Here is a 24,246-nt window from a genome sequence, read left to right as displayed (position 1 = left end):
AGATAATTTCCCTGATTCGAATAAGATATACAACGTAGAAACTTTCGCTCACGGCGAAAACTTTACTTGGGTTGCACCTTATGGCGTATATGAAATAATACTATTTATCCAGGGTAACGGTGGTGGTGGACAACAAGGTGGCGACGATCAGGGTGGTTGTGGCGGCGTTGCTGGCGGATGTGGTTACTATGTTGTTCAAGTAATTCCAGGGCAAAGCTATCCTATCGTAATTGATGGTACTGGCATTGATTTTAACAGTGGTGAAATCTTTGTGGCTGGAGATACATCACCAGGCAATTTTGGAGTTTGTGGTCCTGACCCTCCAGGGACAGATGGCGATTGGCCATTTTGCCCACAAGCTGGTGGTGATAACGGTTACGGCGGTGCTGGCGGCACATGGTACGGCGTTGATGGCGAAGATGGTGTGTTAGGCGGTGGTGGTGGCGGCGGTGGTGCTGGTGCATTTGGTGGTTATGGCGGGGAAGGATTTGTTCGTATATTTACTGTTAAGCAGTTTGGTGCATTTACGGAGACTGATAACAATTACCCAAGTTCAATACACCAAACTCATCAAACTGGCCAAACTAACTTCAGTATACCGCATTGCGTTCCTCTAAATAAACAAACGACTACCAAAGGTATTGGCATGAGAAGGAAGGTGTTTGCTGCATTTGAGCCGCCTCCTATTATACCGCCACCGTTTACTTACAGCACGATAAGGACTTGTAATTGTTGATAAGAAAATGGTTTAAATTATAAATACCAGCATATATAAGTCAGAGCCAAACCCAAGAAATAATTAATAAGGAGAATTATGGCCACAATCCAGCAATTGTTAACGAGTAATCAGACGATTACTATTACACTAGACAGCTTAGCAGACGGTGCTTCTGCCGTTTCTAGCACAATCAACAACTCCAGCACTTTGTACATTGGTGCGGACGTTCAGATTACCTTCCGAACTGGTGCAGCGGTATCTGGTAGCGGTACACTCGATGTTTACATGCTTCGTTGTTTGGATGGCACTGGTACAGCATTTGATACCGATAACCCATCAACCGCAACATTGATCGACAACTTCCCAGCAGTCGATAATGCTACGGATTATACTGTCTCTATGAGCATTGAAGTATTGCCTTCCCGTTGGCAGCTAATGGTTGTCAATAGCACTGGTGATGCTTTGGATTCAACTCCAGCTAACTTCAGCGTAATCTTTGAAGGCAAGAAGCTCTCGACTGTATAATCTTTGGAGGTAGATGCCGTTTACGACTTTCGTTGCGGGAACAGAAAGTCAGACGTTCGGTGCCACTGGTACTGGAACTGTTTTACTTAACCTCCTCCCGCATGACCTACTTATAGTCACCATTGCGCACATTGGTAATGGAGTGTCAACACTCTCCATTACCAATAGCACTGGTTCGTTGACCCACCTCACCAATGGTGCAACAGGTGGTGCCTTCACCGACCATGATGTTTACATCGAAACTTGGTACTTAGATAATGCTTTTGGCTTTCTAGGAGCCAATGATGTTTTGGACTTCACCTTTTCAGGTGCCCCTGGCCTCACTCAAATTATCTATCGTGTCGTAAGGGCGAACGACGGTGACGTAAGCTGGCATCAAGATATAAGCGTAGGCAATTCTGGTAGTGCGAGTCCAGCAGATACAAATAATTCAGACCCATCTGTTGAAAGTAATGAGTTCTTTTATGCTGCTCTCCAAGTGTTTCACCAAGATGATCTATCAGGTGCTTGGGGTGGCAGCTTTACTAATGGTACTGAACAAAGTGACCCTACATTTGATGAAAATGTAGTATTAAATGACGGTTACAGAATAGTAAGTTCAACTGGAACTTATAATGCTACCAAAGTCATTGATGATAATGCTTTTGGTCCCGAATGGGGAACCACGTTATGCAGTTTCTACTACAAACCACGTCCTGTTTGTGCTTTTCCATATAGAACCATTACTGTTCAAGATAGTTTATTCCCCAGCAGCCTTAATGCAACAGTTAATGTGCCTAGAGGCATTGTTAAAGCGGTAGTTACTGCTTATGGTCGTGGTGGTAATGGTGCTATAGGCGAAGGTGGTGGTTGTGGCGGCTTGGGAATAGCAGAAATGACTCTAAACTCTGTATTCCCTGACACTATACCAGTTAATATCAGTGATACTGGCACCAGTGCTGGTGATGCCTCTGGTGAAGCGGGCAGTTCACCGCAAGGTGGTACTGGTACTGGTGACTATACAATAAATGGCGGTGATGGCAGTCCAGCCGATTTTGTCGATTTCACAAATTTCAATGGTGGTGCAGGCTGCGGTGGTGCGGCTGGCGGCGTTTGGAATGGAGATACCAATGGTGAAAATGGACAAGGCATTGGTGCAGGCGGTGGTGGTGCAGGCGGTAATATCGAAGTTGCTGGCGATCCTGGTATCGGCGGTCCAGGTTTAGGTATAGTTACTTTATGTGCTGGCTTGGGTTGGCGTCAAAAAATTCATCGCAGACATAATACAGGGCAAACAAACGGCTCAATATCTCATAATACTCCACTCAACCAATACACAACCACAACGGGCATTGGTTTAAGAAGGAAACCTATTATTGCGGCGGGATTGGCTGGTCCATTCCCACCTACGTTAATACCGTCGCCTTCGCCGCAACCATGTTCCGACCCTGAAAATTTTGATGTAGTATATAATTTTAACCAACCATTCAAGCAACAAACCTTCGTTAATGGAAATAATTTTACTTGGGTTGCGCCTTATGGTGTATATGAAATCATATTACAAATTCAAGAAAATGGCGAAGGTGGTGCCCAAGGCGGTGACGATTTTGGCGGCTGCGGTGGTGCTGGCGGCGAGTGTGCTTATTATGTTGTTTCTGTAATTCCAGGTCAAAGTTATCCTATCGTTATTGATGGCACTGGTATTGATTGGAATAGTGGTGAAATATTCCTTGATGGCGACACTAGCCCGCGACCTGGACCAACTTGTGATCTTAGCCCTGAAGGTACTCCAGGTGGTGAACCTGAATGTCCAGGTGCGGGTGGCTACGGTGGGCAGGGTGGTCAAGATTATGGACTAACAGGAGAAGATGGGGCACTTGGCGGTGGTGGCGGTGGCGGTGGTGCTGGCGGCGTTGGTGGCTACGGTGGTGAAGGTTGGGTAAGAGTATTTTATGTCAACCAATTTGGTAGAAAAGGTGGATATTCAACCCAAAGATACCCAACTGCTAACCATCAGACTCACCAAACAGGACAAACCAATTTTAGCATTTCGCACTGTGTTCCTTTAAATCGTCAAACGACGACCAAGGGCATCAGTATGCGGAGCAAGCACGTTTTTGGCGAGACTCCTGTTCCCCCTGTTGTTTGCGAAAGAACATTTGGTGAGCGTGGCAATTTCCATCAAACTCATACTACGGGTCAAACCAATACATCCATTAGTCATGCGTGTGGCATCAACGAATACACCACTACTAAGGGCATTGGTATGCGTCGTAGGTGGATTGTTGGCTCTGTTGCTCTGACTATTCCTCCAGTGCCACCAGTAGTTTGCGACAGAGATAGCAACGAAACTTACATTGCTAGTGAAGATACTATTATTACAACTTGGACTGCACCTTTAGGAGTATATTCGGTTAAAGTGCAGTGTCAAGGGCCAGGTGAAAATGGTGATGGTGGTGCAAATGGTTTTGTCGAAGGGTGGCCAGGTGGGTCAGGTGGCGGTGCGGGTGGATATGCTGAATCCGTTGTCGCAGTAATTCCAGGCAATGTTTATTCAATTACTATTGGAGCAGGTGGCTCTGGTACTGATACTAATTTTGATTCTATAGTTGTTGGTGGAACAGGCGGTCCTGGCTCTACTGGTGGAACAGGCAACGTTGGCACGATAACAATTAATGGCTCTGATGGTTCTCCTGGCAATGGTTGGGTTCCCCCACTCACATTCTCCACTGGTGGTAATGGTGGCGACAGTCCAACTGGTGGGTTTGGTGGCAATGGTGGTCAAGGCGACAATAGTGTAGGTGCAGGCGGCGGCATAGGTGGATTAGGTGCAGGCGGTGGTGGTGGCGGCGGCGGTGCTGATGTTGGCGGGCCAGGCGGTTTAGGTGGTGCTGGTTGGATGGTTATAAGTTGGCCATCTGGCTTCGGCAACAGACATACTTTTCATCAAACACATGTGACTGGTCAAACTAACACTTCAATTAGTCATGGTTGTGGTATTAATGATTGGACGACTACCAAGGGTATTGGTATGCGTCGTAAGTGGATTATTGGTGCAATTCCACCACCACCACCACCACCTGTACCATTTACGGCACCATTGTATAGTAAATATGTTCTATATGCCGCAGGTTTAGCGGCAGCAGAAACCGATCCGTCGAATCTTCGTGTTACTCAGTCTTATTTAGAAGTATTTAACGTTGACCCACCGACTCCAAACATTAGAACAACTCAGTTCTATTTGGAAGTCATGGATCAGCCGCCACAGCCAGCAGGTTTTACGGCTCCAAAGTATCGCAGAATGGTATTGCGGGCAGCGGGATTGGATGAACCAGCCCCACCTCCAGCTTGCGATAGAACATTTGGTGAACGTGGTAATTTCCATCAGACGCATACTACGGGTCAGACTAATACTTCAATAAGTCATGATTGTGGTCTTAATGATTACACGACTACCAAGGGTATTGGTATGCGTCGTAAGTGGATTGCTGCTGCTTTACAGCCAATTCCAGTACCTCCACCAGCGATTTGCGATAGCGAAATCACTAATACCTTTATTGCCACTGAAGAAATTAGCACAGATTGGACTGCGCCTCCAGGCGTCTATGTAATTACTGTTGAGTGTCAGGGTCCAGGCGGCACGGGTGATAATGGCGCTACATCTATTGTTGAAGGTTGGCCAGGTGGCACGGGTGGTGGCGCAGGTGGTTATGCCAAATCAACAATCGCCGTTACTCCAGGTGTTACTTATACAATCTTAGTTGGAGCAGGCGGTTCAACCAATAATACCGATTTCGGCAGTGGGCTAGTTGTTGGTGGCGGTGCTAATGGTCCGCTTGGTGGCACTGGTAACACTGGTCAATTTACAATTAATGGAGCAGATGGGTTCCCTGGCGTTGGTTGGGTTCCTCCACTTACATTTTCTACTGGCGGCAATGGTGCCGATGGACCAACTGGCGGCTTCGGCGGCAATGGTGGACAAGGTGATAATTCTGTTGGTGCAGGCGGTGCTGCTGGCGGATTAGGCGCTGGTGGTGGTGGCGGTGGCGGTGGCGCTGATGTTGGTGGTCCAGGTGGATTAGGCGGCGGTGGTTGGATGGTTCTAAGTTTGCCATCTGGCTTCGGCAGCAGACATACTTTCCATCAAAGTCACTCAACTGGTCAGACTAATACTTCAATCAGTCATAATTGTGCGTTAAACGAATGGACGACTACCAAGGGTATTGGTATGCGTCGTAAGTGGATTGCTGCGGCGGCTTTAGCTCCAGAACCTACGCCTGCTCCACTGACTTTATGTGGACGTTCAATTGCAGCAACTTATACTCAAGTTGGTACTACATTCTTCACTGTGCCTGCTGGCGTTTATGAGATATTGGTTGAATGCTTGGGTGGTGGCGGTGGTGGTGGCAACGGTAATTCTGCCGAAGATGAAGACGGCGGCGGCGGTGGTGGCTCTGGTGCTTATGCTGCATCTATTCTGTCTGTTAATCCTGGCGATGTATTTCAGGTAGAAGTCGGTGATGGTGGAAGTGGTGAAGGATTTGATGGCTTTGTAAGTACGTTTGATAACCCGCCAACGGTCATAGCGGATTACGGTCGCTATGGCAACGGTCAGGTCGGTGGTCTAGGTGGTCTTGTTGCTAACAGTTTAGGCGATGTTATTATCCCTGGCGTGGATGGTAATAACGGCTTAACTGGTGCTTTACCGCAGGACGGTGCAGATGGCGGTTCGGCTCCAGGTCCATTTGGTGGTGCGGGTGGTTTAGGTGGCGTTGTTCCTAATGCTGGATCGCCTGGCTTACCATTCGGCTCAGGTGGCGGTGGCGGTAGTAGCACGTTTGGTCCAACGGGTGGCAGTGCTGGTTATAAGGGTGCTGTTAGAATTAGTTGGGCAAGTGATTATGGATACTTAGGAGACATTCACCAGTATCATAACACTGGCCAGACAAATTATTCCATAATGCACTGCACGCCGTTAAATCAGTATACTACTACCAAGGGTATTAGTATGCGTAGGAAGTGGTTCTTTGTTGAAGAGGCACCACCTCCAGTACCATTCACGGCACCACTATACAGCAAATATGTATTGTATGCTGCTGCGTTGGCTGCTACTCCTATTGTTGAATGCGATAGAAACTTTGGTGAGCGTGGTGATATTCACCAGACGCATACGACGGGTCAAACCAATACTTCGATTAGTCATGCTTGTCCATTGAATAAATGGACGACCACTAAGGGTATCGGTATGCGTAGGAAGTATTTCCTACCTGCTGAAGTTGATTCTTCTAACTTGCGTGTAACACAAGCATATTTGGAAGTGTTTAACGTTGACCCACCAACGCCAAACATCAGAATAACTCAGTTCTATATCGAGACTATGAACCAGCCGCCACAGCCTGGCGCGTTCGCTGCTCCAAGATATAGAAGAACGACGTTGCGTGCAGCTGGTTTGGCAGAGCCAACACCACCACCAAATCCATTTAATCCGCAACAGTATATGCGATGGGTTATGCGTGCGGCAGCATTAGCAGCGGCATTGCCACCAGCACCGCCGCCTATTGTTGGTTGCCAAGCTTGTATTGGAAGGTATAAATATAGAGTACAGGCTACCTGTACGCCTAATGGAACTTGCAACACTACAGTCACACTTATTAGTCGTGGTCTACAGTATTGTAATTGCAACAATCAACCTAGAAGTAATAAGATTCCAGCGGAACCTTTTAATATAGAATTGATTTATCAACAATTCGAACCAGTTATACCAATTCCTCCACCACTACCAGTGATGGAGCCGATGGTTCCGCCACCGTTCCCGATTACGCCTCCAATACCGCCACAAGTGCCGCCGCTGCCGCCGCCTTGTCCGAATAATCCACCAATGGTTCCAGTTACTAACATAGGAACCGTGCATGTTATTAATCAATCGAATATTTCGAATGCAGAACTTGATGCAGCAATCCAACTTCAGCAACTACAAATCGACCATGACTTTGCGCCATATTGGGGAGTTGGCTGCAATTTACAAAGATCGGCAACACCAACTGATAATGGATATAATGTATTTATTAGGAGTGGAGTAAGTGATGTGGATGGTGCTTGTGGATATCACATCGAAACAACTAGGTCTTTCTTAGGGTTCTTCAGAAGGACTGAAATTATTGGAAGGGTTTTCGTGGATACCGCTGGATGTAATCCTTGGCAAGTGGTATTTAACCATGAAGTATTGGAAATGTTGATTAATCCAAGAACTAGCACCGCTCCACAACTTGGACCAGTTGTAACATTTCTTGGTCGTACTGGCCAGTTCATCAAGGAAGTTTGTGATCCTGTTAATGAAATTTCGTACAACAATGGTAAACTAGCAGACTTTATTTACCCTTCGTGGTTTATAGTCGGCAGTCCTTGTCCGTGGGATCGTCTTGGTGTATTGCCAGGCCCATTGACATTTACCGATGGTGGATATATGCCTTTCTTCGACCAAACAGTAGGTTGGGGTAATTTCCAAGGTAATCCACCAGAATTTAAGCAATAAACTGCGCAATGTCGGGGTAATACCTATGCGAACTATCACCTTCCTTGCCCCTTTTTATATGCTAACAGGGTAAGGGAATAGGTGTACTTTGCTAGATTGATTGCCACCGCTGGATCGTCTATCTCGTAACTATTTTTGAGCATTTTGAGTCGTTCTGAGACTGCCTGGAGAACTTCTTCGTAGTTCCATCCAGGGTTATTTGTATCCTGGCGGGGTTCTTGCTCTGAATTGCTCATCGGCTTGTGCCCTTTTTAGTAGTCGTTCCGCTTGTGCCAAATCTTTCAATTCTTCTCTTAACTTCTTACGGTGTCTGGCTAGGTCAGCCAGCATGAGTGGAATTTCTTCGGCAAAAGGATAACGATAGCATTCATACCCCGTTTTGCCATCAGTGTCAATACCCCAAAAGGACTCGCAATAGGTTCCACCAATGCGACCTTGCCCAATTACTAGGAGTTTCTTTTTCATGTCACTTCCCGTAATAGATGTGACAGAGCGATAGATAGAGAACCTCAGAGCCAGATTCCCATTCCTTAGCGATACGATAGCCCATTCTTACAGTGCCATCGCCCTTGTCCATCCACTCTGGAGTTCTTAGTTTCTCAAATTCAGATTTCTTATCACGGTCGGCTTGCTGCATCATATGAGCAGCACGGTTAATCATCTGTGATTTCGTTTGGCAATAGTGGTCTTTACCCTTCTCGAATCTACAGGAAGAGTCAGACAGGGTTGCTACCCATAGACGGGTTGGGGGTAGTTTATCGCAATGGCTGGCTTCTTTGGCCGCTTCATCAAAGTTAAGGTGTTGGTTGACTGTCTTATATTTGGTGGCACCGCCGTAAGTAGCACAAGGTTCGATGGTATAAATCTTGCCGCCTGTTTCGATCATGGCTTTATCGCTCCACTTATATTCACTGCCATCGCCCCAATAGGACGGTGGTTTGTGGGCAATGTGGAGTTTGGTGTATTCGCTGTTTTGGTGGCGAAATAGAGTGTGGACGATACACTCTAACATACGCTCAAAATCTTCGAGCGAGTCAGTTTCAAATTCAAATGTTTCAGTATGGTGAATCATTAGTGTATCATTAGTGTTTCAATAAAAAAGGGGTGATAAACACCCCTTTTGGTTAGCGTGGATCAGATGGTCCGAACCACCTTATGCCATTGCGGGTGCGTTCGTAGAAGCATCCAAGGCTTTCGAGCCTTTTCATGATGTTTCTGGCGACCATACGACTCTCGGTATCGAAATAGTTATAATCGTAGTGATACCAACCGTAGTTGGTTTCTTCACGATACTGCTGTTTCCTGCCGAGATACTTCCAAGACTTTTGGGAACGAATCCAAACATCGTCATAGGAAGTTGGAAGGTGTTTTCTGTTGCCCCGCACCAAAGGATCATTACGTTCTTGGTTTGCGCGGCGTTCCTGTTGGGTTCGTGGGTGTCTCATAAACTTCCCACGCCATCTTCTTTTTGCCATTATTGTGTCTCCTAGTGCATAATTGCACTAAAAGACAGCATCCAGTGTGTGTATCATAATATACCTATTTAGAAAAGGGATGGTGGATTTTACTCCACCATCCCTAAGCGAGTCGGACCTGACATTTTAACGTGCAGAGACGGCCTTCTTACCGTTCTTTGCAGCGTCTTCCTCATTCACAACCACGGACGGGATGAGGTTGTTAAGAAGTTCCTTCGCCAGATGAGCGTGGCTGGTCGGAAGGGTGACTTCGTTCCGCTTCGGCTCAAGCATATCGGCGTGGTTCTTCATGGCTTCCGCTGCGCCGAGCAAGTCTTCCGTCTTGACTTGACCCTCGATATTGCCGCCGTGGAGACGGTAAATCGCGGCAATCTTAGCCCGTTCGGTGACTTCCCGAATGAAAGCGGGGATGCGGCCTGCGAGAACCTTGCCGACTTCGGTGAAATCGGCGTTCGGCGTGAACAGCCCGCGTCCATAGAGCTTGACCAACTTGACAGCGGCGACTTCATCAGGCGGCTTGACTTCCACCAGGGTATCAAGACGACCCATACGAAGCAAGGCGGGATTGATATTCTCGACGTGGTTCGTCGTGAATACCGTGATGATTTCACCGCCCTTGGTATCGCAGCCGTCCATGATATTGAGAACCTGATCCATGCTCAGAGAGCGTTCGCCCTCAAGCACGCGGTCAATATCTTCCGCAAACACGATTGCGGGTGCGTACTGCGCTGCCAGCTGCAAGCCTTTCTTGAGGTCGAGAACACTATCCAGGTAAAGGAAAGTGAACCCAGCCTTGACGCCCTTGAGCGCCGTAACGGTAGCGGTAAGAGTCTTGCCAACACCATAAGGACCGTAAAGCAGGACGCCCCGCTTGAGCGGCACCTTATACTTACGGCAAGCCGTGGAGTATTCAATCGGCGCGAACAGGCCGATTTTCAGCGCGTTGGTGACTTCGCTACCGAAGATAAGATCATCTTCAGCTACACCGTCCAGCGGCATGAATTGCGGACAGTGTTCGGACGGATCGAAGTCCCGACCTTCCCGTTCCCAGGCGAAGCTGATTTTAACAGCCTGACCACGGTAGATGGAACGGGTGCGGAGCAATTCCTCAGTCTTTTCGGCAATTGCCGCGACCTGATCCTTGTTCTTCTGCTTGACCCGCCCGTTAATAACGAAACGAGGAGTTGGGTCAGACTTAATGCCAGTCTGGAGGAAGCCTTCGACGCCAGGGATCATAACGCGACCCCACGGCACCAGCGTCTTCTCCGTCAGACTGACCGCAACCGCCTTCATAACAGGCGGATTGGGGCCGAAGAAGCCAGGAGTGGGAACGAGTTCCGCCCAACCGTGAATATCGGCCAAGGCGCGGTGGAACGCCACCGCGCCGTCCATTGGGGAGTAATTAAACTCGTAATTAATCCCAATGTCACGTTCGTCTTCTTCCCGCTTACGACGAAGCCATTCAATACCTTCGTCATAAGCCATGCCGACTGGCAGTACGATTTGCTTGCCTGAACGAACGATTTCCACGTCCTTGCAGGTCATTTTGATTTCATTCTTAGCAGCAGTAGGAGTAGACATTTCTACATCATCCTCGATTGGTTTAGGTTTTACCACAATCTCGTATTGCGACTCGTTTCTTCTAATTTCCTCTTCAGATTCTTTCCATTCATCTATTTCAGGCATATAAACCTTGATATCCTCAAGGTTTAGTGATGCTGGTCCTGAAATTTTGACTTTAGGCGGATACTTACTATGCTCTTTATAGAATAAACCTTCTATAAAGACTGCTAGTAAAGCAGCAGCCGATGACATGCTTCATACCTCATTATCATACGCCTAAATTTCGCAATGTCAAAAGGATTCCCATTGCCGCTGCTGCGATTTTCTGTCTTCCGCAAGCAGCCTACGATACTCGTCCGCAGCGGCACCCGAAAAAATCTTGGGACCAACGTTGCCAGGGTGCTGTAGACCATTATGTACAGCAACCCAGGCATCCAACTTCCGCAACTCATCTTCCGTGAGTGACCCCCAAAAATTGCCTTCTTCACCTTCCTCATCGTGAACGAAGACAATCGTACCGACAAAACCGCAGTTATGTTCCAACGGCTTATACATACCTTCTTCATCGACAAGGGCTTGCACCTTGCCACCGATCCAGACCATTTCGACATAACCGCCTACCAAGGTCTGCGCTAATTTCAATTCCTTGGCAGAACGTTCATCTTCGTTTTCGTACTGGATTTCGAATTTTCTTTCTTCCAGTGGTTTGTTCGGTTCCTTTACAGCCCACTTAATACTCTTCGTCATCATCAGTTTTTTCTCCATCTTCCCATTTAGGGCTAGGGCGGGCAGCACAGGTGGCAATTCTGCGAGTGATTTTCACTTTATGAAGAGTTTCATAGCAAGTAGGACACCAAGCTCTATACTTGCATATCCCACCATCTGGCGATTGGATATACTTGTTTTTATCAAGGGGCTTGCTGCATTCTGCACAGTGAGTTGCAGTGTTCATGATAAAAAGATCATCCTTAACAAATCCGCATCTTCGGGTTGTGGACCAAGTTGCAAAGAAGTAGAAGGCATCGTATGCAGATGGAAGAAATCATCCTTAAATAGTGAAAAGAATCCAGCAGAGATAGGCGTCTCTCCGTCTTTCACTAATTGGCGATGCTCAATAGGACCGCCCGCTATCGCATAGCGAAACCCTTCTGCCACTTTTACATACTTGATATTAGCCGAGCCATTGATGGCCATTTCCTTGATAGATTCAACAGTCAACATGGGTGTCTCCGTACTGGAACTTAGGACTCCTTTCTACAATAATCCACATTTCCCCATTGTCAAGTCAACCGTTTGCATTCCTGATTCTCACATCTTTTGATAAATTGACAATTCATACACAATACTTGGAATCCACATGGGAAATTATTCCCAATACTGGTTGTAACCTGTGCCAAAAACTTTCTTTAATTTGGCGAGGTAATCCAGCGTTTTAATTTTACATCGCCATTGGCTGTGTGGATTTTTTGGATTATCCATACCCTTGCAAATGACACCTTCATCAATTGGGAAACGCTTTTCCCTAACATCAGTGACGAAATCTTCTGTCAGCCTGCCCCGATAAATCACTTCTGGCGTGTGTACGCTTTCCGTCACTTTAAGGAAGGTTTCAGGGTCGATAAAACCCTTCTTGTAGATGTTGATATCAAAAAGGACTAAATCCTTTTCATCGTCGGCTAAGTGCTGGCCAGCAAAGGACTTAGGGCCAAAGAATTCCATATAGAAAATGGCGCTTTGGCATTTCGGGTAGAACTTAGCCAGCATCTTTTCCAGGTCTTGAGCGTACTTCTTATGGAAGAGAGGGATAGCGCAGCCGTAATCAGGGTCGGTTTCATTGAACAGACGGAGCCGCGTGCCCCACTTATACCATCCAGTTTTGGACGAGTATTCTACGCGAAGATTGCTGCCGTCCATTTTATAGAAGGCAATACAATCCTTGTCGAGATACTTATGGTAATTTGGTATTTTTGGATATTCTTTCATAATCACTCAATTGCTTCAACAGTTCCCTTCTTCGGCCCGCTGGTATATACTCTCTCAATTGCTTCCATACCGCTTGGCGGGCATTCAAGAATATTCACCTGGACATTGGCTCCATCAATCTGTCCTTTGAAGGATAGATGTGGGATTAGTTGTCGCCTTAGATTATCGAAGGCGACTTTAGGTTCATGTTCGGCATCAAACACTCTGACAAACTTGCCTACATTGAAGCTAAATCCAGGGAAGACGACTTCACCATCACTCTTCCCGCCGTATACTTCTCTTAATGCAGGGAAGAATAGCACTTCGTAGTTGTTGGCCCCATGTTGGCTTAATTTACAGCCAACGCTCCCCATACTGTTCCAACACTGACCGATTGCTTCAGTAAGTTTGGCCAAGAAGGGAGGAGGGGTAGAATTACATGAGTTTACAAAACGATAGCCCCGTTTCATGGAACGCTCCGATAAAGTTGTGCGGTGGGCACTAATACTTTACGACAAAAAACGCCAATGTCAAAGAGGTTCATAGATTAGGACTTTGGTATCTTCAGGCAAATCTTCAGCAAAATTCTCAATATGCGTCTTGACCACACCCCAGGATAGACCGCCTAACCCACAGCCTAAAGCGGGAACAGCAATAGACTTAATCTCCCTAGACTCTACTACTGATTTCAATTTGTCCAAACCATCGGTAATGTATTCTAGCTTAGATGGAGATAGGTCGTCCTTGGTCGGGAAGTTGATAATGTACTTCGGATCACCACTTGGATTCGTCCAAATGTGCATCAGTCCAGGCCGCAAGGCTTTTGCCTTGCAAATCCTGATATAATCCTTGTTCATTTTAGGGAACTTCTTCTTGAATGCAGCAGCCAAGCCCGCTCCCATAATACCGATGCAATTTACAGTATTGACCAGTGCTTCGCATCCAGACTCAAACAAGTCACCCTTTCTATACTCATACATATCAACATAGCGAACACAACACGGGCAACTTCCAAAACTACTCTCGCATACGTCGCAGTAAGATTTAGTTCTAATGGTTTTCATAGTATTCCTTTAACTTATTCCAGATTCACGTCTGCGCTTTCGTTCTTCCTTGGCCCAAATGGTCATGTAATAATGCTTGTCCATTTTCTCTGGACTAACGTATGTCTTATGTCCAGGCGGTGTCCATGAGCAGGCAATGTTTTTCCACTTGGGGTCTTTTTCTTTAGTATTAACCCAACGGATTAAGTGGCCAGCTTCATCGTAAGCCCAATGTGGGCCTTTATGTCCAGGGACGCCCTGGCATCTAACATCCTTTAGTCGATCATTAGATCGACACTGTTTTGGTTCCTTCATTTTTTCCTATATTCCCAAGGTGGAATAGGGTCTTTATCTCCCCATAATCCACGTTTGTTCTCTTTGGCCTCGGTCTGCAAATCTTCCAGCACCTTGCTCTTGGAAAAGTGCGTATAATGCCAGGCTAAGCCAGCCTTTACTAACTCCGAACATAGCAACGTGCCATCAGGCAGAATCACGTCAGCGACTACTCGCCCGTAACGGTCGCTTGCCTGCGTAATATTCAGTTTCACTTCCTTGCCGAAACACTTCTCAGAAGTAAAACTCTTTGCTTGCTGATAGAATGCCTGACCACGTTCGGGACAGTCAATCCCTGCTAAGCGGACCCTAACTTCCTTGTTGTCTTTAAGGATACGGATGGTATCGCCATCGGAGATACCGACAACTTTATATTTGTCGGCGTCTCCGCAGCCTACTATAAGCAGAGCGATGAAAGCAATTGCTTTTCTCATACAAGTTCACCAAGGTCTTCACGGGTATGGAACTTGACTATTTTGACTTTCCTTTTGGTGACGACGGCTATCTGATGGGCAAACGGCTTTAACGATTTAAGTCTCTCTTCATCTGCACAAATCATAGGCACCCACTGATTGGTGCGTGGATCATTAAAGCCACAGATACCCTCTTCGCCTTTTTCGTCTTCGGACACATAGGCCCAAATCTCATTGATTTTCATGCTGCATACTCATTAATCTGATTGAATCTCAATTCCTTGGAATCGAGAATATAGTCTACAGCCCTGGATGCTGATGCACAAACTCTAAAAATAATGTTTTCATCTTCGTGCATTAGTGAAATCCACTGCCGATACCACTTATCGAAATTGGAGTAAGAAATGCTATGAGGAACCCCAAGTTCCTCAACCAACATTGCTGCTCCAATATCCGCCCTTAGTTCACGAATACTTTCATCAAACTCAGTATTAACCCGTAGACGGGTTTCAGTCCAATGAAGTAGTTCGTGCGCCAGTGACTCATAATAACCTGGCAACCCACCCCAGCCCGCTTCAAAGCAAGCCTTGGTAGGTATAGTAATAAAGTCATGCGGCGGATAAAAATAGTAGGCTTCTCGGTCGGAATTGTGCTTAATCTTGGCCCCCGTAGAATGCAACACTCTTTCCGCCTGCTCGTAGAAAGGTGTAATTCTAGGATTAGGGGAATATTGAATCAACGATTGGCCAAGTTGGTCAGTGTTATACACAATGGATGAAACCGTAATAACGTTGCCAATATCATTCTTATAGAGGATGGTTTCAGTAGACCAATTGCCCAATGGGACACTATCAGGGCGATTGCGGACCCTAGTGCCGAGCAATTCAAATTGCTTAGCAGTGCCCCACCAACTGCTGGTGAAACCATGCTCCCTTGCTGCCATCTGGAGCAGAAGAAAGTTAATACCGAAGAATTTCTTCCCTGTACCGACTTCGCGTGGATAACCGACACCTTCCCCATGACCTACCCACGGCTTTTGCCACGGCAGGATGCGGTCCTCCAATGCTCTGATAATGCGTTTGTTAATGCCGCGACGGAGCATGATGCTGTCATTCAGGGAACGTGTCATGGAACTCATTGTTTTCTACTTCCTTCTTCTTGTTTTTGCCGTAAATGGCTTCTCCTGTCATAAGATCGTATGCAATCGCACCATCCTCTGCGAATGGGTTCTCATCTGCTAAGAACACATAATGTTCTGGATGATGCTCATTGTCTTCGCTGCTGCGTGTCTTCTGGCATTCTTCACCAGTTTCGGAGCCAGCCACGAAATACTCAATGGTATGAAAACCAATGACAGGGCAAAGAGGTACTGGCTTGTCACCGTCAGGCTGAGACATGAATACCTGCGCTGGTTGATCCAGATGTTCAGGCTTCATTTGATCCAGAATCATCTTAATATCGCGGTAAGTGAACATTTATTACCCCTGTGCTTTTACAAATACTTCGCCAACCTTAATGTATAATTGACCCATACCTTCACCTAACCCAACCCCTTTGCTCATAGCGCATACAGCACACATAATGCCCCAAGGTCCGTGGATGGTTTTACCATCCACGAAAACCTCTTCGATTGGGGTTTGGCATAGGTCGCAGCATTCAGGCTTATCGCCATCCCAGGTATTCATATAAAATCAGGACGCTATGCTGCCATAGCGTCCTGCCCCTTATGCGGTAGTTTACGAAGATCGAGTTCCTTAATGCCCGCTTCGGTAATGGAATAACCCTTGCAAGACACAGTGACTAACGCTTCCTGATCGTCAGTAGTGGCCAGCAGCCACGGGAGAATGAACTTCTCCAATTCTTCTGCCTTGCAGCCTGCAATAATCGGCAGACGCTTTTCAGCAACGGGACCATTCCCCAATGCCTTGAGAATTGCCAGACGCTTGTAGGACATGCCAAACGGGTCGATTTCATTATCTTCTGCTACCGTATGAGCCACCTTAGTCCACGGCTCATAAGGATTCATATTGTGTTCCAGACGCATTTCCCGCGCAAAAGCCAACGCTTCACGCGGAACGCGACCGCAGAAATGAGAAACCAGACGGCAAACGCTCATATCCCATTCAGGGTTATTAACCTGAACAATCTTTGCAACCTCATCCTTGGTGTAAAGATTGAGGATACACTTCGTAAACCGCGTATCGAAAGCATCGAACAACTTGCCACGGTCAGTTGTAGCAATCATCCAGTGAACATTCTTGCAATTGACCGTGACGCCCTTTTCCGTAACCAACATGGCATCATTGTGTTCCGTCGCTTTGAGCAACCCGTCAACGACAGGCGCAGACAGAGCGTGAACTTCATCAATGAAAACATTAATGGGCGGTGGGACATAATTATCTTCCCGACCAAGTTCGATAAGCGGCAATTTCGCCTGTTCGCACGCAGCCGCCATCAAACGGAAAACATCATGCGCCTGCTTCACGGACTTCGGGGAAATCTCAACTAAAGGCAATTTATTAGCCTTTGCATGACGACGCGCAAGTTCGGTCTTACCACAACCAGCCTGACCGATGAACGCAATATTCAGGTCATTGCAGGCATGATTAAAACGACCAAGCGCCTCAAAGTCGATGCGAATGAGCTTATCCACGGCACGGCGATTGCCGATGAAGCCGAAGTAAGGGGAAACAGGGTTAGACGGGTCCAAGTATGCTTTGCGTGCTTCTACGGAAGGCATCTTACCCAAAGACGGATTGAAAAACTCAAGATAACGCTGACCAGCCATAGTGTCTCTCCACTTGTCTACTCGACAAGGTACAATGGCAGTTGTTTATTCTAGCCTTAGACTAGCCTCGGTTGCTTTGTCCAAGTTAGAGTTGATTTTCTGAAATAAATCATCTGGACTGAATCCAGGGTAAGCCAAGCCTGTAGCGTGGTACTGTTCAGCCTTCCAGTGGCAATTATTTTGATCTATGCCAGCGCAAAGTGTAATGCCGTTCTCTAGGACATAACCGCCATTCGGCATCAGGTGGCGATCCTGAATATGGTGAGCATCTAACTTACATTCACGCTTGCCGCACATGACGCACTGATGACCGTCGCGTTCATAAACTGCATCGCGGAAATCATCCCGTATTTGTTTCTTTTTATTCTTCATCGGACTTTGCCTTGTAAAACCTTCTCAATAGTTTGGCAAAGCCATCGGCTATATTGCCAATAATTTCATCCTGAAAGCGAGTGATGATATCTACATTTGGTCCCATATTCTCGCCATGCTCTTGATTCAGGGAACCAACGTAGACTTCAAACCAACGTTCGCTATGTAGGCTCGCCCCAGCCCAAGCATGGTCAGGGTGCGACCGCTTGAATGGAAATGATGGCGCACCAGGGAAGATTACAAACCAGCAATTTTCTTGGTAGTCAATGTTGCCAAGCCCACCCAGGTAGTCTTCAAGAATTAGTTTCAATTCTTCCAACGTGGGCTTTTCTTTATCAAACAATACGAAGCGATCAAGCCCCATGTTCGTTTAGTTCCATTTCCTTGAGAAGCTGCTGGAGGACTTCCTTGGGAATGTCAACTTCCAGCCACCAGGCCAGATTAGCCTTATCATCCAGCCGCAACGTTACGTTGTCTTCATGGACGGCGAAGTTGGAGACAATGTTCTTAGGATCAAATCGGGCATTGCCCAGGTGCCGACCGTGAACATGGAGATTCATCACTTTCCCTCTATGACTTTATTTAATCTTTCAACATCTACCTTAATCAAGATTAAATCTTTCTCGATCAAGGTTAAGCGGTCTGAAATTTTGGTTAGTAATGTGACCAAAGTATGAAGTTCCAGGCATTGCAGATTGCCCATTTGCTTCTGCATTGAGTTGGATAGTGCCTGCGCTTCAACGGTCGATGATTCCAATGCAGCGAGTTTTTTCTTTAATTGGTGCTGTAATTCTTCCATGACCTATTTATTCAAACAGGTCATCAAAATCACTTTCAATGAATCCACGTTGTTCTTTCAAATACTCGCTCATTGGTCGCATAGGTTCTATGCCTTCGGCAATACGCTTCTGCATCCGATCATATAGAATCAGATATACAGCAGCAGCCAAATTGACACAATGGGCGGTCGGGATCACCACGAAGCGATGGCAGTGCTTTAAGACCACTTGCGGAATGCTGCCGTCTTCTGGTCCGAATACATATAGCGGATTTTCGGGGTGGACGAATTGCGGAAGTAATTCTGAATTCTCTCGCAACTCCACGGCAACAGGAGTAACCGTGCGATCAAACTGGTCAAAGAAGTAGTCGTAGTTAATAAGGTCTACTTCCTTATAGCCTTTCATCCGTTCTTCGCGGGGGAGTCTATATCCCTTATCCTTGTTGGCTTCCATCGGTACGCGGTTGCCGCTGAACCATAATTGTTTGAATCCGAAGCATGAGCAGGCCCGTAATGCGGCTCCGACGTTATGGGGGTATTTGGGATTACAGAGAGCGACCGCAGGCGCAATGCCTTGCTTTGCCTTATTCTTACCCCAAACGGCAGATTCTACAGTAGACATATTTAATTCCTATTTTGGAAGCCATATTATACCAAAAGGGGGCTACTATGTATAGCCCCCTTTTGGGTATTTATTGTTCGGACTTACCACGGGATTCCAAATCCTTTTGGACTGCCCGCTCCGCGTCCCATTCATCGAAGAAATTATCGACTGCTGGATTCTCCAGATGAACCTTGGGTGGAGTCAAGTAAGCCTGCCGAATCTTATTCATTGCCCGCTCAAGCGCATATTGAACGTTCTGACGGGTGAACCGTTCTCCCGTTCGCGGATTGATATGCTTGCTGGCAACGTCTTCCTTCCAGCCATGATAAGGGAAGACTTCACCCATCACGCACGCCAACTCAAAATCACTCAGGTCAGCATCCTTGATAGCCTGACGCGCTTCCTTACGCACGAAGAAGACTTCCTTGAAGTCTCGGTCAACGCACTTGCGATTCGCAGTGTAGTCGTCGGCATGATTCTTAGTGGAACCAGGCAGACCGACCACTGGAGTATCATGGTTCCAGTCTTCATTTACAACGCGAGTGGTCGCACGGAAGAAGACTTCGCTTTCGCTGGAGGTAAATCCCAGGATTTCTACTGCTCGTTCATCAGACATATCAGGGTTATTACCCTTGATTTCCTGAACGCGACTAACAAGGTCCAGAGCCTCGTTAGTCAATGGGCAAAGCGGGTTCAGGTGATTCACAGTATCGAAGATACTGTGGCGAATCGCTTGCCACATATAGGTAGATAGAGCAATCTTGGTATCAGTGTAGCCATAGATACCATGCAGAACCGCTAGATTGCCTTCCTGCATGAACTCTTCCCGTGCATTTGTGGCATCAGCGGTGTTGCGTGCTGCAAGCCATGACTGTTCAGCAATTAGTCGCTGGAAGTTGGCGAGGACTGGTTCTTCGCACTTCTCACGAACGGCGTTGATAAGCGGCTTGGCCGCTTCCAACTTCTCGATCTGTTCAGGGGTAAGGGCGGAAGTGTCTAGTTCATCGTTAAACAACTTCCCGCGAAAGTCGCGTGCATTCATGCCCATCATAGCAGCGCACTCACGAAGCGCCGTATTACCGATGGACATAATTTCACACATTTCCTTCAATTCAGTCTTACTCAGACGATTCGCTCGCATTGATTGCCTGCCTTCTGGTTTGGGTTTGGGTTGTCCCACACAGGTACAATGGCAGTTCCTCATGTGGGTAGCAACGAGCGATACCTAGTCTTTGATTTCCCTACAAAGACACGGTTGTTGCCAGATAGTGACCAGAACTTCAGTAGCTCCAAGCGAAGCCAGTGGATTCCGAGTTTTCAAAGAACAGTAGTGGCAAAGTGCCATCCACTACCATACTACGAAAATCGGCAATGTCAAAAGGAAACCGCAAGAGTGCGGCTACCACATAATACGCAGGAGCCAGAATTTTTTCAACACCAATCGGTAGTACAATCGCTGTTGGTTCAATTTAGACAAAAAGAAGAATTTTTGCATATATAAGGTTGATGGCACTTACAGCAAAATGGGTTTACACTAATAATCAGGCGGCGACGATCACTATTGCTAGTCTGGCTAACTTTGGTTTAGCTATATCAAACGCCATTGATAATACAAGTAGCGGCTATATGTCTATGGACCTTCAAGTTCAAATTAGAACTGGCGGGACGGTTAGCACAGGTGGTTTGTATGACGAGGCGGGAGTTGGAATTTATTTATTAAGGACAACAGATGGCAGTACATCTGGAGTATTCGATACAGTGCTAGGTCCAGGCCAAGCCGTTACAACTGCTGCAACAATCAAAGCGAACAATCCTGAACTGCTGCAAATTCTTTATACGCCAGCGATCAATACAACCTATAAGTCGAGCATAAGGATCGAGAATTTGCCAGCTATATTTAAGTTCATGGTTTATAATGGCACGGGCGGAACCCTAGACTCAACTGGCAGCAATCATTACATTAAATATGCCAGCAAAGTATTACAAGTATTTTAAGGAGAAGAATGGCAACAGCGAAGCAAGTTTACACAGCCAATCAAACCGTCACAATAACATTGGCAAGTTTGGCTAATGGTAGCACGGCAGTTTCCAATGCCATAGATAATTCAACCAATGGTTTTCTGGCGGCAGAATTTCAAATAAAAATTACTACAGGCACAATTGCAGGTACTCCGACTGTTTCGGTTTACATCCTGCGTTCTGTAGATGGTGGCACAGATTACGATGACTCCACAAACATTAATAATCCAGAATTAATGAGGCAAATAAGCACACCTGCTGCAACGACCGCGTATACATCTAGCGTAAGGGTTGAATCATTACCACAGTTTTTCAAGATTATGGTTGTCAATAACACAGGTGGTGCATTAGATTCGACAGGAAGTAATCATTACATTAAGTATTGTGCCAAAACCGTCGAAATATCATAAAGGGGTATTGTGGCTATCACAGGAACACAAACATTTAATTCCAATATTGATCTAAGTATTAACTTAAATGGCTTAGCAAATGGCAGCACCGCTGTATCTGCTGCTTATAACAATACATCCACAGGGTATATGACCATAGAAGTACAGTTTTCTGTCACAATACCCCTAGCCGCAACTGCTCCCACAAGCAGAACTCCATATGTTTATTTGTATTTATTAAAGAGCGTAGACGGCGGCATAACCTACGATGATCCTGATATCAATAATGCGGAACTGTTAAGGGTGCAATGGACCAGAGCCGCAGCCACTAATACAGCGAATCAGTACATAGGCAGCGTGTTAGTGGATTCAGTCCCACAGTTTTTCAAGTTTATGGTTTATAATTTGACAGGTGATGTTATCTGTCTTGCACGTCCGAAAGCAATTGTGAGCGGACCAGATGGTAATTTATGGGTCAATGATGGCTTTGAACAAAGATTATGGAAGGTTACTACGGCAGGGGCAATTTCTTGGTACAACAGTCAAGCCGATACCACTTTTGGTTTAGGCCCACAAACCAATGGAACTTTGGGAGATATAACAGTAGGTTCAGATGGTAATTTATGGATCACAGATTTTTATAACTATAGAATTTGGGAGACTACAACTACTCCTGCTTTCACAGATCATTCTCCAATTTCACCTCAGCCAAACAGCATATGCGACGGCACCGCCATAGATGGTAATTTATGGATGTGTGATAATCTTGGGTACGTCTGGAAGATGACTACCGCAGGTGTTGCTACGCCTTACTTGCTATCTCTTAGCGAACCGCTTTCAGGCATTTGTGCTGCTTCTGATGGTAATTTTTATGTATGTGCTAGAGACGGTTATGTTTGGCAAGTGACGCCTTCTGGAACAGGCACTCCATATTTCATAGGGGGAATTTTCACAGGTATTGTTGACTATGCTGGTGATTTGTGGGTTGCTGATGCAACTGGCTTTGTATGGAAAGTAACATACGGCGGGAGTGGAACTTCATATGCATTAACAGGTGGAACCCCAACAGGGATTTGCTTCAGTGGTTTTGATGGTAATTTATGGCTATGTGATACTGCTGCAAGCGGCCAAGTGTGGAAAGTGACAACATTGGGTGTGGCAACAGCGTATTCACTAGGCTCTCTCGCAATTCCAACAGGAATTTGTTATTTTGGCGATTTGTGGGTATCGGACCAACTTGGCAAAGTTTGGAATGTAACACATGCTGGTACACCTACATCCTATACCTTGTCATTGTCTAATTGTGAACCAATGGGTATTTGCGAAGGTCCATTTGATGGCAACTTGTGGGTTGCAGATCGAGGAGGAGCATCGTTTGGCAAAGTTTGGAAGGTCACAACGTTAGGTGTAGGGACTCCTTATTTTGTAATTACATCACCACTCAGTTCACCAAGAGCAATTTCTAGAAGTTTAACAGACTTTAACTTATGGGTAGCAGACTTTAGAAATCATGGAATCAAGGTCACAACTGGTGGTGTTTCAACCGCATATAATCTAATTTCATTTTTAACCCCTAAAACTATATGCGAGGCGTCTGATGGAAATTTGTGGATGGCGGATGGCCTTTCGGATTATGTGTGGAAAATAGATATAACTACTGGCGAGACAATATTTTATGTCCAACTACCTAGTGCTGTTATATGGGACATTTGTAATGGACCTGACGGCAATTTGTGGGTAGCTGACAATGCTAGTTTGGTGTGGACTGTAGATGTTACAACTGGTGTGGCCACTTCTTATTCCTTACCATCCTCAACCCCTTACGGCATTTGTAGTGGTCCAGATGGTAATTTGTGGGTGGCTGACGGTGTAAGCGCAGTTTGGAAAGTCACAACTGCTGGAACGCCTACATCATATGCTGCTACTGGACTATTTCCGCGAGGTATTTGTGAAGGACCAGATGGTTTATTATGGGTCACAGATGCAACTGATAAAGTATTCAAAATCACAACAGGCGGGTCAATATCAGCTACTTATACTTTAACAGGTGCTAACTTAAATGATACCACAAATATTTGTGAAGGACCAGACGGCAATTTGTGGGTTAATGATTATAATGGTAAAGTGTGGAAAGTGACTACCAGTGGGGTTGGAACATCTTACACACTCGATGTTGACACGGTTATAACCATATCAGGTAAATATGATACTTATTCATAAGGAGGAAAATGCCATTAATTAGAGGAGCTAATGTAACATTTACCTCTGGTAATGATAACTGTTTAGATTTCGTTACAGACGGCACATACATCTACAATACAAGTGCGCCAGCAGCGGCAGCAGGAAGAGTGGTGAAAACCACTATTTCACCTTTTGCCCAAACTGCCGTTGCAACTCTAAGCAAAGAAAATACACTTGCTTGCACTGTTCTAGGTGGATATGTATTTACAACTCATTCGGATTTACCAATTACAGACGCTAACGCAGGGCTAGTTCTTAAAACTGACACATCCACCATGTTAGAAGTTAGTAGTACAAATCTATGGTCCCCTGGCCCTGGCAGTCGAAGACAGTCTGGAGCTATCTATAATGATGGCACTTTTCTTTATGTCGGTAGTAGCGCGTATAGCCCAACAGTAGGTGTTTGGGTAAATACTAAAACTACCCAAATGGACACAAGCTTCGGATCACAAACAGAAGTCACACTGCCAACTAAAGGCACCACATATTCACCACATGTTGTAGACGGCGAT

At 46.1% G+C, this 24,246-nt stretch carries 26 protein-coding genes and 1 pseudogene; 7 read left to right on the top strand and 20 right to left on the bottom strand.

The annotated features are described in order from the left end of the window. From ACOSYY_RS19860 to ACOSYY_RS19850, 3 genes and pseudogenes are all read left to right on the top strand, one after another. A pseudogene (locus ACOSYY_RS19860) lies at positions 1-736 on the top strand (hypothetical protein); the annotation flags it as partial. A gap of 78 nt (positions 737-814) precedes the next feature. Next, positions 815-1,243 (top strand): hypothetical protein, encoded by a 429-nt coding sequence (locus tag ACOSYY_RS19855; protein WP_421664692.1) that lies wholly within the window; start codon positions 815-817, stop codon positions 1,241-1,243. A gap of 13 nt (positions 1,244-1,256) precedes the next feature. Next, on the top strand, positions 1,257-7,754 hold the full coding sequence (locus ACOSYY_RS19850; RefSeq protein WP_421664691.1) for a glycine-rich domain-containing protein: 6,498 nt from the start codon (positions 1,257-1,259) through the stop codon (positions 7,752-7,754). 195 nt (positions 7,755-7,949) lie between these two features. On the opposite strand, the gene ACOSYY_RS19845 is transcribed toward ACOSYY_RS19850, so the two are convergent. The 20 genes from ACOSYY_RS19845 to ACOSYY_RS19750 all read right to left on the bottom strand — a co-directional run bounded on the left by ACOSYY_RS19845 (position 7,950) and on the right by ACOSYY_RS19750 (position 20,226). Continuing rightward, a complete protein-coding gene (locus ACOSYY_RS19845; protein ID WP_421664690.1) occupies positions 7,950-8,219 on the bottom strand; it encodes a hypothetical protein in 270 nt (89 codons plus the stop codon). A 1-nt stretch (position 8,220) separates the two neighbouring features. Beyond that, positions 8,221-8,826 carry a hypothetical protein gene (locus ACOSYY_RS19840; RefSeq protein ID WP_421664689.1) on the bottom strand — a complete coding sequence of 202 codons (606 nt, stop codon included), beginning with the start codon at positions 8,824-8,826 and terminating at the stop codon, positions 8,221-8,223. A gap of 52 nt (positions 8,827-8,878) precedes the next feature. Further along, positions 8,879-9,229, bottom strand: a complete 351-nt coding sequence (locus tag ACOSYY_RS19835; RefSeq protein ID WP_421664688.1) for a hypothetical protein — start codon at positions 9,227-9,229, stop codon at positions 8,879-8,881. A gap of 126 nt (positions 9,230-9,355) precedes the next feature. After that, positions 9,356-11,044: an AAA family ATPase gene (locus tag ACOSYY_RS19830; protein ID WP_421664687.1), complete on the bottom strand. Its 1,689-nt coding sequence runs from the start codon at positions 11,042-11,044 to the stop codon at positions 9,356-9,358. Between the two features lie 39 nt (positions 11,045-11,083). After that, entirely contained in the window at positions 11,084-11,542 is a 459-nt protein-coding gene (locus tag ACOSYY_RS19825) for a DUF3846 domain-containing protein (RefSeq protein WP_421664686.1), read from the bottom strand. Between the two features lie 198 nt (positions 11,543-11,740). Further along, positions 11,741-12,013, bottom strand: a complete 273-nt coding sequence (locus ACOSYY_RS19820; RefSeq protein ID WP_421664685.1) for a hypothetical protein — start codon at positions 12,011-12,013, stop codon at positions 11,741-11,743. Between the two features lie 144 nt (positions 12,014-12,157). Beyond that, positions 12,158-12,775: an RNA ligase family protein gene (locus ACOSYY_RS19815; RefSeq protein WP_421664684.1), complete on the bottom strand. Its 618-nt coding sequence runs from the start codon at positions 12,773-12,775 to the stop codon at positions 12,158-12,160. A gap of 2 nt (positions 12,776-12,777) precedes the next feature. After that, positions 12,778-13,224 (bottom strand): hypothetical protein, encoded by a 447-nt coding sequence (locus ACOSYY_RS19810; protein WP_421664683.1) that lies wholly within the window; start codon positions 13,222-13,224, stop codon positions 12,778-12,780. Positions 13,225-13,284: 60 nt separating this feature from the next. Beyond that, positions 13,285-13,818 carry a macro domain-containing protein gene (locus tag ACOSYY_RS19805; RefSeq protein ID WP_421664682.1) on the bottom strand — a complete coding sequence of 178 codons (534 nt, stop codon included), beginning with the start codon at positions 13,816-13,818 and terminating at the stop codon, positions 13,285-13,287. 290 nt (positions 13,819-14,108) lie between these two features. Further along, positions 14,109-14,564: a thermonuclease family protein gene (locus ACOSYY_RS19800; protein WP_421664681.1), complete on the bottom strand. Its 456-nt coding sequence runs from the start codon at positions 14,562-14,564 to the stop codon at positions 14,109-14,111. Further along, complete coding sequence (locus ACOSYY_RS19795) at positions 14,561-14,788, bottom strand: hypothetical protein (RefSeq protein ID WP_421664680.1); 228 nt, start codon at positions 14,786-14,788, stop codon at positions 14,561-14,563. Before ACOSYY_RS19795 ends, ACOSYY_RS19800 begins: the two co-directional genes overlap by 4 nt. After that, on the bottom strand, positions 14,785-15,672 hold the full coding sequence (locus ACOSYY_RS19790; RefSeq protein WP_421664679.1) for a zincin-like metallopeptidase domain-containing protein: 888 nt from the start codon (positions 15,670-15,672) through the stop codon (positions 14,785-14,787). Before ACOSYY_RS19790 ends, ACOSYY_RS19795 begins: the two co-directional genes overlap by 4 nt. Beyond that, on the bottom strand, positions 15,653-16,018 hold the full coding sequence (locus tag ACOSYY_RS19785) for a hypothetical protein (protein ID WP_421664678.1): 366 nt from the start codon (positions 16,016-16,018) through the stop codon (positions 15,653-15,655). The genes ACOSYY_RS19790 and ACOSYY_RS19785 overlap by 20 nt, the downstream gene beginning before the upstream one ends. Before the next feature lie 224 nt (positions 16,019-16,242). Next, positions 16,243-17,331, bottom strand: a complete 1,089-nt coding sequence (locus ACOSYY_RS19780; RefSeq protein ID WP_421664677.1) for an ATP-binding protein — start codon at positions 17,329-17,331, stop codon at positions 16,243-16,245. 45 nt (positions 17,332-17,376) lie between these two features. After that, the gene (locus ACOSYY_RS19775) at positions 17,377-17,703 is read right to left on the bottom strand and encodes an HNH endonuclease (protein ID WP_421664676.1); all 327 of its coding nucleotides are present in this window, start codon (positions 17,701-17,703) and stop codon (positions 17,377-17,379) included. After that, complete coding sequence (locus ACOSYY_RS19770; protein ID WP_421664675.1) at positions 17,693-18,067, bottom strand: hypothetical protein; 375 nt, start codon at positions 18,065-18,067, stop codon at positions 17,693-17,695. Before ACOSYY_RS19770 ends, ACOSYY_RS19775 begins: the two co-directional genes overlap by 11 nt. Continuing rightward, positions 18,057-18,263, bottom strand: coding sequence for a hypothetical protein (locus ACOSYY_RS19765; protein WP_421664674.1), 207 nt, complete (start codon positions 18,261-18,263; stop codon positions 18,057-18,059). Before ACOSYY_RS19765 ends, ACOSYY_RS19770 begins: the two co-directional genes overlap by 11 nt. Continuing rightward, complete coding sequence (locus ACOSYY_RS19760) at positions 18,263-18,502, bottom strand: hypothetical protein (RefSeq protein WP_421664673.1); 240 nt, start codon at positions 18,500-18,502, stop codon at positions 18,263-18,265. The genes ACOSYY_RS19765 and ACOSYY_RS19760 overlap by 1 nt, the downstream gene beginning before the upstream one ends. A gap of 7 nt (positions 18,503-18,509) precedes the next feature. Next, positions 18,510-19,103 carry a TrmH family RNA methyltransferase gene (locus ACOSYY_RS19755; RefSeq protein WP_421664672.1) on the bottom strand — a complete coding sequence of 198 codons (594 nt, stop codon included), beginning with the start codon at positions 19,101-19,103 and terminating at the stop codon, positions 18,510-18,512. 70 nt (positions 19,104-19,173) lie between these two features. Beyond that, on the bottom strand, positions 19,174-20,226 hold the full coding sequence (locus tag ACOSYY_RS19750) for a hypothetical protein (RefSeq protein WP_421664671.1): 1,053 nt from the start codon (positions 20,224-20,226) through the stop codon (positions 19,174-19,176). 365 nt (positions 20,227-20,591) lie between these two features. On the opposite strand from ACOSYY_RS19750, the gene ACOSYY_RS19745 reads away from it, so the two are divergent. The 4 genes from ACOSYY_RS19745 to ACOSYY_RS19730 form a co-directional block, all read left to right on the top strand. Next, positions 20,592-21,080, top strand: coding sequence for a hypothetical protein (locus ACOSYY_RS19745; protein ID WP_421664670.1), 489 nt, complete (start codon positions 20,592-20,594; stop codon positions 21,078-21,080). An 8-nt stretch (positions 21,081-21,088) separates the two neighbouring features. Continuing rightward, a complete protein-coding gene (locus ACOSYY_RS19740; RefSeq protein WP_421664669.1) occupies positions 21,089-21,514 on the top strand; it encodes a hypothetical protein in 426 nt (141 codons plus the stop codon). A gap of 9 nt (positions 21,515-21,523) precedes the next feature. Further along, complete coding sequence (locus ACOSYY_RS19735; RefSeq protein WP_421664668.1) at positions 21,524-23,713, top strand: Vgb family protein; 2,190 nt, start codon at positions 21,524-21,526, stop codon at positions 23,711-23,713. Between the two features lie 8 nt (positions 23,714-23,721). Then, positions 23,722-24,246 (top strand): hypothetical protein (locus tag ACOSYY_RS19730; protein ID WP_421664667.1); only part of this gene is annotated, 525 nt, incomplete at its 3' end.

The organism is Nitrospira sp. BLG_2 (assembly GCF_049222245.1).
Note: the sequence above shows the minus strand (reverse complement) of the source record. Positions and strands in the feature narration are given on the sequence as shown.

Excerpts from the sequence above, each read along its gene's own strand:
- ACOSYY_RS19855 (WP_421664692.1), top strand. The coding sequence starts at position 815 with ATGGCCACAATCCAGCAATTGTTAACGAGTAATCAGACGATTACTATT.
- ACOSYY_RS19850 (WP_421664691.1), top strand. The coding sequence starts at position 1,257 with ATGCCGTTTACGACTTTCGTTGCGGGAACAGAAAGTCAGACGTTCGGT.
- ACOSYY_RS19845 (WP_421664690.1), bottom strand. The coding sequence starts at position 8,219 with ATGAAAAAGAAACTCCTAGTAATTGGGCAAGGTCGCATTGGTGGAACC.
- ACOSYY_RS19840 (WP_421664689.1), bottom strand. The coding sequence starts at position 8,826 with ATGATTCACCATACTGAAACATTTGAATTTGAAACTGACTCGCTCGAA.
- ACOSYY_RS19835 (WP_421664688.1), bottom strand. The coding sequence starts at position 9,229 with ATGGCAAAAAGAAGATGGCGTGGGAAGTTTATGAGACACCCACGAACC.
- ACOSYY_RS19830 (WP_421664687.1), bottom strand. The coding sequence starts at position 11,044 with ATGTCATCGGCTGCTGCTTTACTAGCAGTCTTTATAGAAGGTTTATTC.
- ACOSYY_RS19825 (WP_421664686.1), bottom strand. The coding sequence starts at position 11,542 with ATGATGACGAAGAGTATTAAGTGGGCTGTAAAGGAACCGAACAAACCA.
- ACOSYY_RS19820 (WP_421664685.1), bottom strand. The coding sequence starts at position 12,013 with ATGTTGACTGTTGAATCTATCAAGGAAATGGCCATCAATGGCTCGGCT.
- ACOSYY_RS19815 (WP_421664684.1), bottom strand. The coding sequence starts at position 12,775 with ATGAAAGAATATCCAAAAATACCAAATTACCATAAGTATCTCGACAAG.
- ACOSYY_RS19810 (WP_421664683.1), bottom strand. The coding sequence starts at position 13,224 with ATGAAACGGGGCTATCGTTTTGTAAACTCATGTAATTCTACCCCTCCT.
- ACOSYY_RS19805 (WP_421664682.1), bottom strand. The coding sequence starts at position 13,818 with ATGAAAACCATTAGAACTAAATCTTACTGCGACGTATGCGAGAGTAGT.
- ACOSYY_RS19800 (WP_421664681.1), bottom strand. The coding sequence starts at position 14,564 with ATGAGAAAAGCAATTGCTTTCATCGCTCTGCTTATAGTAGGCTGCGGA.
- ACOSYY_RS19795 (WP_421664680.1), bottom strand. The coding sequence starts at position 14,788 with ATGAAAATCAATGAGATTTGGGCCTATGTGTCCGAAGACGAAAAAGGC.
- ACOSYY_RS19790 (WP_421664679.1), bottom strand. The coding sequence starts at position 15,672 with ATGACACGTTCCCTGAATGACAGCATCATGCTCCGTCGCGGCATTAAC.
- ACOSYY_RS19785 (WP_421664678.1), bottom strand. The coding sequence starts at position 16,018 with ATGTTCACTTACCGCGATATTAAGATGATTCTGGATCAAATGAAGCCT.
- ACOSYY_RS19780 (WP_421664677.1), bottom strand. The coding sequence starts at position 17,331 with ATGGCTGGTCAGCGTTATCTTGAGTTTTTCAATCCGTCTTTGGGTAAG.
- ACOSYY_RS19775 (WP_421664676.1), bottom strand. The coding sequence starts at position 17,703 with ATGAAGAATAAAAAGAAACAAATACGGGATGATTTCCGCGATGCAGTT.
- ACOSYY_RS19770 (WP_421664675.1), bottom strand. The coding sequence starts at position 18,067 with ATGGGGCTTGATCGCTTCGTATTGTTTGATAAAGAAAAGCCCACGTTG.
- ACOSYY_RS19765 (WP_421664674.1), bottom strand. The coding sequence starts at position 18,263 with ATGAATCTCCATGTTCACGGTCGGCACCTGGGCAATGCCCGATTTGAT.
- ACOSYY_RS19760 (WP_421664673.1), bottom strand. The coding sequence starts at position 18,502 with ATGGAAGAATTACAGCACCAATTAAAGAAAAAACTCGCTGCATTGGAA.
- ACOSYY_RS19755 (WP_421664672.1), bottom strand. The coding sequence starts at position 19,103 with ATGTCTACTGTAGAATCTGCCGTTTGGGGTAAGAATAAGGCAAAGCAA.
- ACOSYY_RS19750 (WP_421664671.1), bottom strand. The coding sequence starts at position 20,226 with ATGCGAGCGAATCGTCTGAGTAAGACTGAATTGAAGGAAATGTGTGAA.
- ACOSYY_RS19745 (WP_421664670.1), top strand. The coding sequence starts at position 20,592 with ATGGCACTTACAGCAAAATGGGTTTACACTAATAATCAGGCGGCGACG.
- ACOSYY_RS19740 (WP_421664669.1), top strand. The coding sequence starts at position 21,089 with ATGGCAACAGCGAAGCAAGTTTACACAGCCAATCAAACCGTCACAATA.